Origin of the sequence: Kitasatospora sp. LaBMicrA B282, from assembly GCF_050325825.1 — a bacterium.
Taxonomy (GTDB): Bacteria; Actinomycetota; Actinomycetes; order Streptomycetales; family Streptomycetaceae; genus Kitasatospora.
Window position 1 is genome coordinate 1 of record NZ_JBNQTI010000190.1, and the last position, 15,390, is coordinate 15,390.

13 protein-coding genes and 1 pseudogene are annotated in these 15,390 nt (G+C 74.6%); 7 read left to right on the forward strand and 7 right to left on the reverse strand.

Translation table 11 applies throughout. The annotated features are described in order from the left end of the window. Positions 1–168: 168 nt before the first annotated feature. The gene (gene hisC, locus ACQRUO_RS33810) at positions 169–1,248 is read right to left on the reverse strand and encodes a histidinol-phosphate transaminase (protein ID WP_428319969.1); all 1,080 of its coding nucleotides are present in this window, start codon (positions 1,246–1,248) and stop codon (positions 169–171) included. A 376-nt stretch (positions 1,249–1,624) separates the two neighbouring features. Between hisC and ACQRUO_RS33815 the strand changes: the two genes are divergently transcribed. Beyond that, positions 1,625–2,782, forward strand: a complete 1,158-nt coding sequence (locus tag ACQRUO_RS33815) for a LacI family DNA-binding transcriptional regulator (RefSeq protein ID WP_428319970.1) — start codon at positions 1,625–1,627, stop codon at positions 2,780–2,782. 91 nt (positions 2,783–2,873) lie between these two features. Beyond that, complete coding sequence (locus tag ACQRUO_RS33820) at positions 2,874–4,064, forward strand: metallophosphoesterase (RefSeq protein WP_428319971.1); 1,191 nt, start codon at positions 2,874–2,876, stop codon at positions 4,062–4,064. 144 nt (positions 4,065–4,208) lie between these two features. On the opposite strand, the gene ACQRUO_RS33825 is transcribed toward ACQRUO_RS33820, so the two are convergent. From ACQRUO_RS33825 to paaN, 5 genes are all read right to left on the reverse strand, one after another. After that, on the reverse strand, positions 4,209–4,589 hold the full coding sequence (locus ACQRUO_RS33825; RefSeq protein ID WP_428319972.1) for a YrdB family protein: 381 nt from the start codon (positions 4,587–4,589) through the stop codon (positions 4,209–4,211). A gap of 72 nt (positions 4,590–4,661) precedes the next feature. Beyond that, positions 4,662–5,093: a GNAT family N-acetyltransferase gene (locus tag ACQRUO_RS33830; protein WP_428319973.1), complete on the reverse strand. Its 432-nt coding sequence runs from the start codon at positions 5,091–5,093 to the stop codon at positions 4,662–4,664. Between the two features lie 222 nt (positions 5,094–5,315). Next, positions 5,316–6,488 (reverse strand): ARPP-2 domain-containing protein, encoded by a 1,173-nt coding sequence (locus tag ACQRUO_RS33835; RefSeq protein WP_428319974.1) that lies wholly within the window; start codon positions 6,486–6,488, stop codon positions 5,316–5,318. Further along, positions 6,485–7,909 (reverse strand): hypothetical protein, encoded by a 1,425-nt coding sequence (locus tag ACQRUO_RS33840; protein ID WP_428319975.1) that lies wholly within the window; start codon positions 7,907–7,909, stop codon positions 6,485–6,487. Before ACQRUO_RS33840 ends, ACQRUO_RS33835 begins: the two co-directional genes overlap by 4 nt. A gap of 243 nt (positions 7,910–8,152) precedes the next feature. Further along, positions 8,153–9,835 carry a phenylacetic acid degradation protein PaaN gene (gene paaN, locus ACQRUO_RS33845; RefSeq protein WP_428319976.1) on the reverse strand — a complete coding sequence of 561 codons (1,683 nt, stop codon included), beginning with the start codon at positions 9,833–9,835 and terminating at the stop codon, positions 8,153–8,155. Between the two features lie 114 nt (positions 9,836–9,949). Here paaN and ACQRUO_RS33850 point away from each other — a divergent pair, with 114 nt between their 5' ends. Then, complete coding sequence (locus ACQRUO_RS33850) at positions 9,950–10,531, forward strand: TetR/AcrR family transcriptional regulator (protein ID WP_428319977.1); 582 nt, start codon at positions 9,950–9,952, stop codon at positions 10,529–10,531. Positions 10,532–10,573: 42 nt separating this feature from the next. Here ACQRUO_RS33850 and ACQRUO_RS33855 read toward each other — a convergent pair whose 3' ends face one another. Beyond that, positions 10,574–11,134, reverse strand: coding sequence for an Lrp/AsnC family transcriptional regulator (locus ACQRUO_RS33855; RefSeq protein WP_428319978.1), 561 nt, complete (start codon positions 11,132–11,134; stop codon positions 10,574–10,576). A 205-nt stretch (positions 11,135–11,339) separates the two neighbouring features. On the opposite strand from ACQRUO_RS33855, the gene pdhA reads away from it, so the two are divergent. From pdhA to ACQRUO_RS33875, 4 genes and pseudogenes are all read left to right on the forward strand, one after another. After that, a complete protein-coding gene (gene pdhA / locus ACQRUO_RS33860) occupies positions 11,340–12,473 on the forward strand; it encodes a pyruvate dehydrogenase (acetyl-transferring) E1 component subunit alpha (RefSeq protein WP_428319979.1) in 1,134 nt (377 codons plus the stop codon). A 65-nt stretch (positions 12,474–12,538) separates the two neighbouring features. Then, positions 12,539–13,501, forward strand: a complete 963-nt coding sequence (locus tag ACQRUO_RS33865; protein WP_428319981.1) for an alpha-ketoacid dehydrogenase subunit beta — start codon at positions 12,539–12,541, stop codon at positions 13,499–13,501. 5 nt (positions 13,502–13,506) lie between these two features. After that, on the forward strand, positions 13,507–14,913 hold the full coding sequence (locus tag ACQRUO_RS33870) for a dihydrolipoamide acetyltransferase family protein (RefSeq protein ID WP_428319980.1): 1,407 nt from the start codon (positions 13,507–13,509) through the stop codon (positions 14,911–14,913). A gap of 198 nt (positions 14,914–15,111) precedes the next feature. Beyond that, a pseudogene (locus tag ACQRUO_RS33875) lies at positions 15,112–15,390 on the forward strand (hypothetical protein); the annotation flags it as partial.

Sequence of the window (15,390 nt, forward strand, 5' to 3'; positions counted from 1 at the left end):
GGGGGGGGGGGGGGGGGGGGGGGGGGGGGGGGGGGGGGGGGGGGGGGGGGGGGGGGGGGGGGGGGGGGGGGGGGGGGGGGGGGGGGGGGGGGGGGGGGGGGGGGGGGGGGGGGGGGGGGGGGAAGAGGGGAAAAAAAAAGAAACCCCCCCCCCGCCGTCACGAGGTGCTCACAGCTCCTTGCGGAAGGCCTCCGCCGCGGCGAGGAAGCGGTCGTTGCCCTCGACCTCGCCGATCGTGACCCGGACGCCCTCGCCGGCGAACGGGCGGACGATCACGCCCGCCGCGCCGCAGGCGGCCGCGAAGTCCATGGTCCGCTCGCCGAGCCGGAGCCAGACGAAGTTGGCCTGCGAGTCGACCAGGGGCCAGCCCTGGGCGGCCAGCGCGGCCTGCACCCGGGTGCGCTCGGTGACCAGCGCCTCGACCCGGACCAGCAGCGCGTCCTCGGCGCGCAGCGAGGCGACCGCCGCGTCCTGGGCGAGCTGGCTGACGCCGAACGGGAGCGAGGTCTTGCGCAGCGCGGTGGCCACCTCCTCGTGGGCGATGGCGAAGCCGATCCGCAGGCCGGCCAGACCGTAGGCCTTGGAGAAGGTGCGCAGCACGCAGACGTTCGGGCGGTCGCGGTAGAGCTTGACGCCGTCCGGCACCCGCTCGTCGCGGATGAACTCGCGGTAGGCCTCGTCGACCACGACCAGGATGTCGCCCGGCACCGCGTCCAGGAAGCGCTCCAGCTCGGCGCGGTGGATCGTGGTGCCGGTCGGGTTGTTCGGGTTGCAGACGAAGATCAGCCGGGTCCGCGGGGTGATCGCGGCCAGCATCGCGTCCAGGTCGTGCTCCTCGCCGGCGGTCAGCGGGACCGGGACCGGGGTGGCGCCCGCGACCTGGGTGATGATCGGGTAGGCCTCGAAGGAGCGCCAGGCGAAGATCACCTCGTCGCCCGGGCCGGCCGTGGCGCAGATCAGCGACTGGGCCACGCCCACCGAGCCGGGGCCGGTGGCGACGTGCTCGGCCGGCACGCCGAAGCGCCGGGCCAGCTCCTCGGTCAGCTCGGTGACCGCCATGTCGGGGTAGCGGTTGAAGGACCCCGCGGCCGCGACGGCGGCGTCCAGCACGCCGGGCAGCGGCTCGTAGGGGTTCTCGTTGGAGGAGAGCTTGAAGGCGTCGGAGCCGGCGGGCTTGCCGGGCTTGTACGTGGGAATGCCGTCCAGGCTCGGCCGAAGCCGCGGGCCCTGCGCTGCCGTACCGCTCACGGTGGTGTTCTCCTTCGTCACTGTCCGGCGTCACTGTCCGGGCCGGCCTGGTCCGGCTGGCCCGGTCCGGCGCGCGCGCCCCGGCGCTCTGGTGTGCGCCGGTCGCTTGCGCGGCCGCCTGTCCCCGGTCGGGTGCCCAGAACGATACCGAGCGCGCTCACCCGTGCGGGTGAGATGTCCGGCCGGGACACCAGTGGAGATCTGCCATTGTGCCTCGTTCCTATGGCACATGTCAGAGGTAATCGGCCGAAATCAGACCACGTATCCAAGGGGTGGGACGAGCCTCGGACATGGAGAAACGTATCTCCCGAGGCCCGCTCGAGCGCTCGCACAGGTGGTTCAGCGATGAGCTGACGCACCATACGATCGGTCCGCCATGACAGCAGCAGCCAATCAGAGCGGTCGGCGACCCCCTACCTCACGACGTCTGGAACGGGCCGGCATCCGGGATGTGGCAGCAGCCGCCGGAGTGTCCATCACCACCGTCTCGGACGCCCTGAACGGCAAGGGCCGCCTGCCCGACGAAACCCGCAGCCGGGTGCGCGAGGTCGCCGAGCGCCTCGGCTACCGGCCGTCCGCCGCCGCCCGGACGCTGCGCACCGGCCGCTCCGGCCTGATCGGCCTGACCGTCACCACCTACGGCGAGGAGCCGTTCACCTTCACCGAGTTCGCCTACTTCGCCGAGATGGCCCGGGCCGCCACCAGCGCCGCGCTGGGCCGCGGCTACGCCCTGGTGGTGCTGCCCGCCTCCTCCCGGCACGACGTGTGGAGCAACGTCGCGCTGGACGGCACCGTGGTGATCGACCCGGCCGACCAGGACCCGCTGGTCAGCGAGCTCTACCGATCCGGCGTCCCGGTGGTCAGCGACGGCAAGCCGGGCAACTGCCCGGTCACCGCCTGGGTGGACAACGACCACGAGGCCGCGGTGCTGGAGATCCTGGACCACCTCAGCGAGGCCGGCGCCCGCCGGATCGGCCTGCTCACCGGCACCAGCACCGACACCTACACCCGGCTGAGCACCGAGGCCTACCTCGGCTGGTGCGACCGGGTCGGCCAGGAGCCGGTCTACGAGGCCTACCCCGCGCACGACCCGGCCGCCGGCGCGGTAGCCGCCGACCGGCTGCTGGCCCGCCCGGACCGCCCGGACGCCGTCTACGGCCTGTTCGACCCGAACGGCACCGACCTGCTGGCCGCCGCCCGCCGCTACGGCCTGCGGGTGCCGGAGGACCTGCTGCTGGTCTGCTGCAGCGAGAGCGACGTGTACGCCGGCACCGAGCCGCCGATCACCACCCTCTCGCTGAAGCCCCGGCGGATCGGCACCACCGTCGTCAACCTGTTGATCGACGCGATCGAGGGGGTCGACTCGGGCACCGGCGTCGACATCGCCCGGCTCTTCCCGCCGCGCTACCGGACCGCCGGCACCGGGCCGCCGCCCGGCACCCTGATGCCCACCGAGCTGATCGTCCGGGCCTCCTCGCTGCGCCGCAGCCCCCGAACCACCGTCAGCCCGCCGCGCACACCGGGCGAGGTCTGAGCCGTATTCGACCCGGCCACCGGTGCGCTCGGGCAGATTGGATACCCACCGGGTGAGGACGACGGGAGAGGGCTCTTCCTATGATGGGCGGATGACACCCGAGGACCGCTTCCCCGGGCCTGAGCTGCCCCCGTCAGGCCCCCGCCCGCAGCAGGACCTCGACGTGCTGCCCTACGGCTCGTACTACGACCCCAATCCGCCCCAGGAGTACCCGGGTTCGGAGGGATCGTCGACCGAGGAGCCGGCCGCCGGCGCGGACGCCACGTTCAGCGCCTACGGCGGTGCCCGCTACCTGGAGCAGCACTGGCCGGTGTCCGGGAACGCCTCGCAGACCTACCCGGCCTTCCTGGCCGCCGAGCGGCGGGCCGAGCCGGCCGCCCAGGACGACCCGCCGACCATCGAGCTGGGCCCGCCGATCACCGAGGAGAACCCGTACGCCGCGCCGTACCCGCAGCCGGGCGGCGAGAGCGAGCCGATCGGCCCGCTCTACGTGGTCGGCGACGTGCACGGCTACCTCGACGAGCTGCTCGCCGCGCTGCACGAGCAGGGCCTGGTGGACGGCGAGGGGCACTGGTCGGCCGGGCGGTCCCGGGTCTGGTTCCTCGGCGACTTCACCGACCGCGGCCCCGACGGCATCGGGGTGATCGACCTGGTGATGCAGCTGGCCGCGGAGGCGGCGGCGGCCGGCGGCTACTGCCGGGCCCTGATGGGCAATCACGAACTGCTCTTCCTGGGCGCCCACCGGTACGGCGACGAGCCGGTGCAGTCCACCGCGGGCACCGCCTCGTTCCGCGCCGCCTGGCTGCTCAACGGCGGCCAGCAGCACGACCTGGAGCGACTGCAGGGCCACCACGTCAGCTGGCTGAAGCGGCTGCCGGCGATCGCCCTGGAGGACGGCCACCTGCTGCTGCACTCCGACACCACCGCGTACCTGGAGTTCGGCGACTCGATCGACGAGGTCAACGACGCGATCCACACCCTGCTCCGGGACGAGGGCGCGGACGAGTGGTGGGACGCCTTCCGCCGCTTCACCAAGCGCTTCGCCTTCCGCGGCGAGGGCGGCCCGATGGCGGCCGGCGAGCTGCTGGGCACCTACGGCGGGCACCGGGTGGTGCACGGGCACAGCCCGATCCCGTACCTGACCGGCGAGGCGAACAACGACAGCGGCGAGCGGCCGTACGTGCCGGGTCCGTACATCTACGCCGACGAGCTGGCGGTGGCGATGGACGGCGGCGTGACCATGGAGGGCCGCCTGCTGGTGGCCCGGCTGCCGGTGGAGTAGCCGGTCCCACCCCGGGCCTGACCGGCCGTCAGCGCGACGGCCGGTCGCGGTCGGCGCGACGGCCGGTCGCGGTCGGCGCGACGGCCGGTCCCGGTCGGCGGTCAGCGCGACGGCCGGTCCCGGTCGGCGGTCGGCGGTCCGCGGTCAGCGCACGGGCCGGTCGCGGTCAGCGGTCGGGCCCGGACCCAGCACGGTGTAGGCGAGGACGAGGTTCACCAGGGTCAGCAGCGCCAGGCCCAGCCCCCAGGTCCAGCCGGCCCGCGCCCCGAGCGCGACCGCCGCACCGCCGAGCACCAGCGCCTTGACCGCGAGCACCCCGGGCAGCGGCAGCCTGACCGGGGCCCGGGGCGCGGCGTAGCGGCCCCAGAGCACGGCGGCCAGCAACGGGGTGCCGATCGCCAGCAGCAGGTGGACGGCCAGGTTCGGGCCGCTCCGGTAGCCCCACCAGGCGAGGCAGCCGAGGGCGACCAGCTCGATCAGGAAGGCCAGGGCCTCGTTCACGGCGCGTGCTCCGCTGGATGGCATGCGGGCACCCTAGCCAATCGGAACCGTCCCGTCCGCAAACTTCCGCGGAACAGTTCGCCAGAGCTCGTGCGCCTAGAGCTCGTGGGCGAAGTGCAGCGCGACGATGGACATCCGGCGCGCGTGGTAGAAGCGGTGGGCGCCGTGGTTGGACACCCCCGAGTCCAGCTCGATCCGCACGCAGCCGGCCCGCCGGGCCCGCTCCTCCAGCTCCGCCAGCAGCCGGGCACCGACCCCGGTGGAGCGCGCGTCCGGCTCGGTGACCAGGTCCTCCAGCACCAGCAGCCGCCCCCGGCTGGTGGCCAGCACCCGGTGCGCCGCCACCCCCAGGCAGCGGCCGCGCGGGTCGTAGGCGGCGGTGAAGACCAGCCCCTGGTCATGCCCCTCGGCGGCGAAGGCGAAGAACTCGGCCCGCCCCAGCCCCGGCCGCAGCAGCCGGATCAGCGGGGCCACGTCCCGCTCCATCTCCACCTGACCGGGCGTCACGTCACAGAGGATCAGCTCCATGGCGCCCACCTTAGACCGACCGGCACATGGTGGGCGGAGGAAGGAGCGCCCGCCGCGACAGCGGCTGATGTGCCCGGCGGGCCGAGTCTGGGCGGCGCCGACGAAGGAGCCACTGCGGAGCATTGGCGACTGAGGAGAAAGCCGTCCTTGGGGGCACCTCCCGGCCGAAGGCTGGGGGAGAGAGTCCGGGCGTCGCGACGCCGCCCACCATGTGCCGGTCGGTCATGACTCCCCGGCGCGCACCCGGCGGCGGAATCCGTCCAGCACGTCCTGGCGCAGCAGCAGCTCGAAGCCCGCGCCCGCCAGCCGGACGCCGAGCGCCGCCTCGGTGATCCCGAGCGCCCCTGCGGTGGCCGCCAGGTTCCAGTCGTGGGCCGCCAGGCGGCTGAGCAGGTGGCCGCGCCGGACCTGCTTCTCGGAGAGCCGGAAGGTCTTCAGGTAGGCGATCCGGCCCTGCTCGTCGGTGATCGTCTCGGCCAGGTGGTTCTCCTCCTTGGGCCGGAAGACCGGCAGCAGCCGGTGCAGCGCGAAGCGGCCCAGCCGGTACACCCGCTGCGCGTGGTACTCGGGGCCGAGCAGGCCGGCCGCCAGCACCGTCTCGTGGAAGGCCGCCCAGTCCCGGTCCTGCCGCTCGGCGGCGGCCCGCAGGTCGGCCAGGGTGCGGATGCCGGCGTCCGGCAGCGCCGCCCGGAAGGCCGGCACCGGCGGCATCAGGGTCGCGTAGTGGTGCACCAGCTCGCCGAACAGGTCCTGGACCAGGGTCGGGTGCAGGGCCCGGTAGTCCGCCGGGTGCGGGACCACGAAGGCGGCGGCGAGCGCGTCGGCCACGTACAGCAGCACCCCGCACTGGCCGGGGTGGATCTCGAAGATCCGCAGCGCGTCCGCCAGCCCGGCCACCTCGGCGCCCAGCAGGGCCTCCTCGGCGCGCGGCGACAGCCCCTGCCGCACCGCCCGGTCGGACCACTCCCGCCAGGCGATCTCCGGGCCGCGGAAGTGCAGCGCGAGGTAGCCCTCCAGCGCCAGGTGCAGCGGCAGGAAGCGCAGCCGGGTGCGGTCGATCCGGCGGGCCAGCCGGTGGTGGGTGCGCAGGTCGAGCCGGACCGCACGCGGCTCGGCGGCCCCGAGCCGGGTGCCGAAGGTGGCGGCGGCGGTGCCGTCGCGGCCCCAGTCGGCGACCAGGCCGTGCGGGATGTAGGAGGTGTAGGTGCCCCGCCGGCCGAGCCGGACCTGGGACGGCCGGCGGTCGCCCTGGGCCTGGTAGACCTGCTCGGAGAGCCGCAGGTCGGTGATCGGCTCCGCGCGCACCAGCGGGACCAGCCGCACCGCGCCCCAGGTCTGGGCGGGGCGGGTGGCGAGGCCGGTGAAGTCCAGCCGGGTGGTCGGCTGCAGGCTCATCGCGGGCCTGCCGCGGTGAGGAAGGCCGCGACCTGGCGGTCCAGGTGGGCGCGGAGTTCGGTCAGCCCGGTGCGGCCCTCGGCGAACTGGGCCAGCTCGACCAGCATCGGCAGGTCCTCGGCGTCCCGCAGCCCGACGGTGGGCACCGAGGGGGCCAGCCGCCGCACGTCGAAGTCGGCCGCGTCGTACACCGGGTTGAGGTGCACCACGCTGGTGCGCCGCTCGGGGTCCAGCCGGGTGCGGTGGATCCGCAGCACCTCGGCGGCCAGTCCGGGCGGGGCGTTGTCCCAGCCGTCCGAGACGATCACCAGGCGGTCCGGGCGGGTCTCGAGCGCGTCCAGGATCCGCAGCCCCAGCGGGGTCGCGCCGTAGGGGCGCAGCGGCTCGGCGTCGGTGCGGCCCGAGGTCCAGAACGCGGTGTACTCGCCGGCCAGCCGGGCCAGCAGGTGGTGCGCGGCCAGCGCGGTGGCCAGCGGACGGCGGCGCTTCTCGGCCGAGCCGGAGCTGGAGTAGCTGTCGTCCAGCACCGCGGCGACCCGGCCCCAGCTGCCGCACCGCTCGCCGGCGGCCCGGCGGGCGGCGGCGTCCAGCCGCTCGGTGACGTCGGCGCGCCGGTCGGGGGAGTCGGCCAGCGCGAAGGTCGCCAGCAGGCTGAGCGAGAGCCGCTCGTCCTGCGCCGGCAACGCCTCGGCGACCCCGAGCTCCCGGGCGCTGTGCTGCAGCCGCAGCCGCTCGCGCGGGGTGAGCCGGTCGGCGATCCGGGTCAGGAAGGCGGCGCGCGGGATGCGGTGCTTGGCCGCGAAGCCCTCGGCCACGGTGAACGGCAGCTCGTAGAGCGCGCCCTGCTCGTGGTGCGCGCGGCGCCAGGCGTCCAGCAGCGGGGCGGTGTAGCGCGGGCGGCGGTGCGGCGCGAAGAGGAAGTCCCCCACCTCCGGGTCGGCGGGCACCCGGTGCAGGTGGCGCAGCGCGGCCTTCAGGCCGGCCCGGTACTTGACCGCGTCGAAGGCCGGCTCCGGGCGGGCGGCCAGCCAGTCGCGCATGATCGCCCGGGTCCGGCGGTTGTTCACCCCGGCCGAGCGCAGCTGCCGGAACAGCCGGTAGACCCGCTGCGGGGGCAGCACGGCCAGCCGGGCGGCGATCAGCCGGCCCTCGGTGCGGCGCTGCCCGGCGTCCGCGTCGGCGGCGTGCACCAGCAGCTCGCGGACGATCAGCGCGGCGTTGTGGTCGTTGATCCCCAGCGCCAGCGTGGCGGCGTACAGCTCGCGGTAGTTGACCCGCAGGTATTCGTGCAGGAAGTCCAGCGAGAGCCGCTGCTCGGCGGCGCCGGAGTGGAACTCGCGCTGCCCGGTGGCGGTGATCGCGGCGTTGACGAAGAGCAGCACGTCGTCGGCGGCGATCAGCTCGCCCAGGTCCTCCGGCACAGTTCCCCCCGTCCGCCGCGGCTGCAGAGCGACGGCCGGCCGGGGAATGGGGGCACGAGCTGCGAATCATCGCGGTAAAGGCGGGTCCCGGAAGTCGCACCGGAGTCCCGCGGCCGGCCGTCGGTTCGACCGTAACAGAGGGCCGTCCGCCCGTTCCGCCGGTTTTTCCGGCGGAACGGGCGGACGGGTCGCACCCGGCCCTCGGTGCTCGGGCCTCGGCGCTCAGGCCTGGCGGCGGACCGCTCAGGCCTGGCGGCGGACCTCCACCGTGCGGAACCGGCTGGCCACGAAGGCCGCGTCGGTGTAGGCGGCGTTGGCGGCCGGGTTGGCGCCGGTGCCGTGCAGGTCGGAGAAGGCGGCGGTCTGGTTCGGGTAGACCCCGCCGGTCAGGTTGAGCGAGAGGCAGACCCCGGTGTCCAGGCAGGCCCGGACGAACTGCTGCTCCACCTCGGGGCTGGTGGTGTACCCGGTGGCGGTCATCGCGCCCTGCTCGGTGACGGTCTGCCGGAGCAGCTCGACGGCGTCCTCGGTGGAGTCCACCGCGACGGCGAAGAAGACCGGGCCGAAGCACTCGCGCAGGAAGACCGCACGGTCGTCCGGCTTGTGCGCCTCCACCTTGATCAGCGCGGGCGTGCGGATGGTCGCACCGGGGAACTCGGGCGACTCCACCACCCGCGGGGCCAGCGCCAGGTCGCCGAACTCGCCGCCGGCGGCCGCGGCGCTGCGCTGCAGCACGGCCGGGTTGACCACGGCGCCGAGGATCGCGGCGGCCCGGGCGTCGTCGCCGAGCAGGCCCTCGATCGCGCCGGCCAGGTCGGCCACCACCTCGTCGTAGGACTTGGCGCCCTGGTCGGTGGCGATCCCGCCGCGCGGGATCAGCAGGTTCTGCGGGGTGGTGCACATCTGGCCGGTGTAGAGCGAGAGGGCGAAGGCCAGGTTGCCCAGCATGCCCTTGTAGTTGTCGGTGGAGTCGATCACCACCGTGTTGACGCCGGCCTTCTCGGTGTAGACCAGGGCCTGGGTGGCGTTCTGCTCCAGCCAGTCGCCGAACTCGGTCGACCCGGTGTAGTCGATGATCCGCACCTCGGGGTGGAGCGCCAGGGTCTTGGCGATCCCCTCGCGGTCGCGCTCGGCGGCCAGGGTGACCAGGTTGGCGTCGAACCCGGCCTCGGCGAGCACCTCGCGGGCGATCCGCACGGTCAGCGCGAGCGGCAGCACGGCCCGCGGGTGCGGCTTGACCACCACCGGGTTGCCGGTGGCCAGCGAGGCGAACAGGCCGGGGTAGCCGTTCCAGGTCGGGAAGGTGTTGCAGCCGATCACCAGCGCGGTGCCGCGCGGCACGGTGATGAACTCCTTGCGCAGCACCAGCGGGTCGCGCTTGCCCTGTGGCTTGGTCCAGCCGGCCTCGGCGGGCAGCTTGGCCTGCTCGGCGTAGGCGTAGGCGACCGCCTCCAGACCGCGGTCCTGGGCGTGCGGGCCACCGGCCTGGAAGGCCATCGCGTAGGCCTGCCCGGTGGTGTGCATCACCGCGTTGGCCATCTCGTGCGAGCGCGCGTTGATCCGGGCCAGGATCTCCAGGCAGACGGCCGCCCGGGCGGCCGGCGAGGCGGCGGCCCAGCCGGTCCCGGCGGCCTTGGCGGCGGCCAGCAGCGCGTCCACCTCGGCGCGCGGGTAGCTGATCTCCAGCTCGATGCCGTACGGCGAGGCCTCGGTGCCGACCAGCTCACCGGTCTCCGGGTGGCCGGGCAGCGCGAAGGCGCCCCCGAGCAGGGCGTCGAAGGCGGCCTTGCCGTCGGCGGCGCCGGTCTCCCCGTAGGCCTTGGGGATCTCGGGGTAGGGGGACCAGTAGTCCCGCTCGGTGAGCGCGGCCAGCGCCCGGTTCAGGGTCTCCTGGTGACGCTCGATCAGTTCGTCGACGGCGGCCATGCGGCGCTCCTCGAAGGGGGAGGACTGGGCTGGTGCTCCTCAGCGTAACCGAACGATCGGTCGGTACAACACCCCCGCGCGGACCGCGCCGCCGGTGCGGGGATACTCGTGACCATGGCCGAGAACCCGCTGCGCACCACCTACACCGTCGACTCGCTTCTAGCCGTCACCGTGGAGGTCTTCAACACCCGCGGCTACGACGGCACCTCGATGGAGGACCTGTCGCGGGCGGCCGGGATCTCCAAGTCCTCGATCTACCACCACGTGCGCGGCAAGGAGGAGCTGCTGCGGCTCGCGGTGGGCCGGGCGCTGGACGGCCTGTTCGCGATCCTGGAGGAGCCCGAGGCGCAGCAGGGCCGCCCGGTCGACCGGCTGGAGCACGTGGTGCGGCGCACCACCGAGGTGCTGCTGGCCGAGCTGCCGTACGTGACCCTGCTGCTGCGGGTGCGCGGCAACACCGGGACCGAGCAGTGGGCGCTGGAGCGCCGGCGGGACTTCGACCACCGGGTGGCCGAGCTGCTCAAGGACGCGGTGGCCGCCGGCGAGCTGCGGGCCGACGTGGAGCCGCGGCTGGCCACCCGGCTGCTCTTCGGGATGATCAACTCCATCGTCGAGTGGTACCGCCCGGGCGGCTCCAGCGCCGACGGGGTGCCGGACGCGCTGGTCCGGATGGCCTTCGACGGGCTGCGCGCCTGACCGGAGCGGTGCGCCACCGGGGCTTGTCCTTCGGATCACGCCCTAGGCCGGCGGCACCCGGTCGGTCTCCTCGAAGACCAGCAGCGTCTGGGTGGTGAGCACCTCCGGGATGGCCTGGATGCTGCCCAGCACCAGCTCCCGCAGCGCCCGGTTGTCCGCCGTGTGCACCAGCATCAGCACGTCGAACTCGCCACCGACCAGAGCGATGTGCGCCACCCCGGGCAGCTCCAGCAGTTGCTCGCGCACCGACCGCCAGGAGTTCTGCACGATCTTCAGCGTGACGTAGGCGCAGGCGCCCTGACCGGCCCGTTCGTGGTCGACCCGGGCGGTGAAGCCGCGGATCACGCCGTCCTCCATCATCCGGGCGATCCGCGCGTAGGCGTTGGCCCGCGAGACGTGCACCCGCTCGGCCACCGAGCGGATCGAGGCCCGTCCGTCCTGCTGGAGCAGCCGCAGGATCGACCGGTCCACCCGGTCCAGCCCCCGGTCGACCGCCGCGCCGGCCGCCGCCGGGCCGGCCGGCAACCGCCCCCCGGGCGCACCGGCGGACGAACCACCCGGCGGACCGGCTGGCGACGGACCGGCCATTTGTTCAGCGCCCATGTCCCTGCGCCCTCCCACAATGGACGTGCTGCTTTCAGCAGACTGCGGTCGTGGCCGATTGTCCAGCACCTTCACGTGACTGTGGCCACAATGAACAGACAACCGAACAATCGGTTGGGAGGCAACACCCGCCCTGCCGCAGTTCCACCCGGTGCCCCCCACCTCCCGACGCGGCCCCGCCCTCCCCACCCCTTGGAGGTGCCTGATGACCGTCCTCGACCACCGGCCGAGCGCGCCCGTCCCCCCGTGGCTGCCCGACGCGACCGGCCCCCGGACCGACCCCGCGCCCCTGCTGCCCGAGCACGCCCCGCACCGCGTGCTCGGCACCCCCGAGCTGGCCAAGTACGACCCCGAGCTGCTCCGCGAGCTCTACCGCCAACTGGTGATCGGCCGTCGCTACAACCAGCAGGCGACCACCCTCACCAAGCAGGGCCGGCTCGCCGTCTACCCCTCGTCCACCGGCCAGGAGGCCTGCGAGGTGGCCGCCGCCGCGGTGCTCCGCACCGAGGACTGGCTCTTCCCCAGCTACCGCGACACCCTCGCCGTGGTCGGCCGCGGGGTCGACCCGCTGGCCGCACTCACCCTGCTGCGCGGCAGCGCGCACACCGGCTACGACCCGAAGGCCACCCGCACCGCCCCGCTCTGCACCCCGCTGGCCACCCAGGCCCCGCACGCGGTCGGCCTGGCCCACGCGGCCCGGCTGCGCGGCGAGAGCGTGGTGGCGCTGGCCATGCTCGGCGACGGCGGCACCAGTGAGGGCGACTTCCACGAGGCGCTGAACTTCGCCGCGGTGCTGAACGCCCCGGTGGTCTTCCTGGTGCAGAACAACGGCTACGCGATCTCGGTGCCGCTGACCAAGCAGTCGGCCGCCCCGAGCCTGGCGCACAAGGCGGTCGGCTACGGCATGCCGGGCCGGCTGGTGGACGGCAACGACGTGGTGGCCGTGCACCAGGTGCTGGCCGAGGCCGTGGACCGGGCCCGGGCCGGCGGCGGGCCTACCCTGGTGGAGGCGCTGACCTACCGGTTGGAGGCGCACACCAACGCCGACGACGCGACCCGCTACCGGGTGGGCGACGAGGTGGCCGCCTGGCGCGAGCACGACCCGATCTCCCTGCTGGAGCGCGAGCTGCGGGCGAGCGGCCTGCTGGACGACGAGCTGGCCGCGCAGGCGACCGAGCAGGGCGAGGCCCTGGCGGCGAAGATGCGCGCCGAGTTCCACGCCGAGCCGGAGCTGGACCCGATGGCCCTGTTCCAGCACGTCTACGCCGAGATGACCCCGCAACTGCGCGAGCAGGCTGAGCAGTTGGCCGCCGAACTGGCTGCGGAGGCGGAGGCGTGAGCACCGTGAGCACGACCGGGACGACCGGGACGACCGACGCGGCGAGCGCGGTACGCACCAGCACCATGGCCCAGGCGCTCAACGCCGCCCTGCGCGACGAGATGCGCGCCGATCCGACCGTCCACCTGCTGGGCGAGGACGTCGGCACCCTCGGCGGCGTCTTCCGGATCACCGACGGACTGGCCGCCGAGTTCGGCGCCGACCGCTGCCTGGACACCCCGCTGGCCGAGGCCGGCATCCTGGGCACCGCGATCGGCATGGCGATGTACGGGCTGCGGCCGGTGGTGGAGATGCAGTTCGACGCCTTCGCCTACCCGGCGATGGAGCAGCTCGTCTCGCACGTCGCCAAGATGCGCAACCGGACCGCCGGACAGCTGCCGCTGCCGATCACCGTCCGGGTGCCCTACGGCGGCGGGATCGGCGGCGTCGAGCACCACAGCGACTCCTCCGAGGCCTACTACGCCGGCACCCCCGGCCTGCACGTGGTCACCCCGGCCACCGTCGCCGACGCCTACGGCCTGCTGCGCGCCTCGATCGCCTCCGACGACCCGGTGATCTTCCTGGAGCCCAAGCGGCTCTACTGGGCCAAGGACCAGCTCGACCCGACCGCCGCCGTCGAGCCGATCGGCCGCGCGGTGCTGCGCCGCCCCGGCAGCTCGGCGGTACTGATCACCTACGGCCCCTCGCTGCCGGTCTGCCTGGAGGCCGCCGAGGCGGCCCGGGCCGAGGGCTGGGACCTGGCCGTGCTCGACCTGCGCAGCCTGGTGCCGTTCGACGACGCCACGGTGGCCGCCGTGGTCCGCTCGGTCGGCCGGGCCGTGGTGGTGCACGAGGCGACCGGGTTTGGCGGGGTCGGCGCGGAGATCGCCGCCCGGGTCACCGAGCGCTGCTTCCACCACCTGGCCGCCCCGGTGCTGCGGGTCACCGGTTTCGACATCCCCTACCCGCCGCCGATGCTGGAGCACCACCACCTGCCCGGGGTGGACCGGATCCTGGACGCGGTCGCCAAGCTGCAGTGGGAGGACTGAGCGTGATGCCCATCGTGCGCGAGTTCACCCTGCCCGACCTCGGTGAGGGACTCACCGGGGCCGAGGTGGTGCGGTGGCTGGTCGAGGTCGGCGAGGTGATCGCGGTCGACCAGCCGGTGGTCGAGGTGGAGACCGCCAAGGCCGCGGTGGAGGTGCCCTGCCCGTACGGCGGGGTGGTCACCGCGCTGTTCGGCCAGGTCGGCGAGGAGCTGGCGGTGGGCGCACCGTTGGTCACCGTCGCGGTGGCGCCGGAGCCGGGGACCGCGGTGCCGGACGGCACCGGCGGCGGCGCCGGCACGACCGTCGAGCGGCCGCTGGTCGGGTACGGCGTGGCCGAGGGCGGCAAGGGCTCCCGGCGGCGCCGGGTGGGCGGCCCGGCGGTTGCCTCGGCGCCGGCCGCTGCCTCGGCGCCGATCGCGGCTCCGGTCGCCGTTCCGGCCGCCGTCGCGCCGCCCGTCGCACCCGTCGCGCCGCCCGTCGCACCCGTCGCGGTGCCCGAGCCCGTGGCGGCGCCGGCGGGCGGCGGCGTGGTCGCGGTGATCTCGCCGCTGGTGCGCCGGCTGGCCCGGGAGCACGGGGTGGACCTGGCCCGGGTCACCGGCAGCGGCCCGGACGGGCTGATCATGCGGGCCGACGTGGAGCGCGCGCTCCGGCCGGCCGCACCCGCGCCCCGGTCGACGGCCGCCGCCCCGGTCGCGGCGGAGGCGGCGGAGGCGGAGCTGGTCCCGCTGCGCGGCCTGCGCCGCACGGTGGCCGAGAAGCTCACCCGCAGCCACCACGAGATCCCCGCCGCCACCTGCTGGGTGGACGCCGACGCCACCGAACTGCTGGCGATGCGCGCGCAGCTGAACCAGGGCCCGGAGCCCAAGGTCAGCCTGCTGGCGCTGCTGGCCCGGATCTGCGTGGCGGGCCTGGCCCGGCACCCCGAGCTGAACGCCAGCGTCGAACTGGACGCGAACGGCACGGCCACCGCGCTGCGCCGGCACCGGGCCGTGCACCTGGGCTTCGCCGCGCAGGGCGAACGCGGCCTGGTGGTCCCGGTGGTGCGCGACGCGCACCGGCTGACCACCGAGCAGCTGAGCGCCGAGCTGTCCCGGCTGACCGTGGCGGCCCGCGACGGCAGTCTCAGCCCGGCCGAACTCACCGGCGGCACCTTCACCTTGAACAACTACGGCGTCTTCGGGGTGGACGGGTCGACCCCGATCATCAACCACCCGGAGGCGGCGATGCTCGGGGTGGGCCGGATCACCGCCAAGCCCTGGGTGCACGACGGGCAGCTCGCGGTGCGCCAGGTGACCCAGCTGTCGTTCACCTTCGACCACCGGGTCTGCGACGGGGGCACGGCGGGCGGCTTCCTGCGGTTCGTCGCGGACTGCCTGGAGCGGCCCGGCGTGCTGCTTCGGCAGCTGTAGCAGAGAACTGACGATTAGTCAGGAGCGTACGGACGGCGGTTCGGCGCGCGCGAAGGGTGGAGCCTAGCGCGCGGGCCGGGCCGCCGTCCGGCGTTTGCGCGATTTGTCGGATCAGCTGTTCGGCCGTGCCACGCTGCTCACGGCGTTGCTGGGACGACCGGAGGCGAAACGATTCTCTTGAGTACGCGTCAAGTCACAGTGAAATCGCTCTCCGCGCTGCTGGTCCGCTCGGGCCACGGATCGGCGGCGGCCACCTCGGTGCCGGGGATGCCGGGAGCCGGCGAGGCCCGGGTCCCCAAGGCCCGGGACCCCGAGGCCCGGGACCCCGAGGCCCGGGACCCCGAGGCCGCACCCGCCCCTGCTCCCGCCCCCGCGCCGGTCGCCGCGCGCCCGGTCCCGCCGATGCCGACCGAACCCCCGTCGATACCGGCGGCCGCGCCCGGCGCCGAGCAGCCCGCCGGGCCGGCCCCGCTGCCC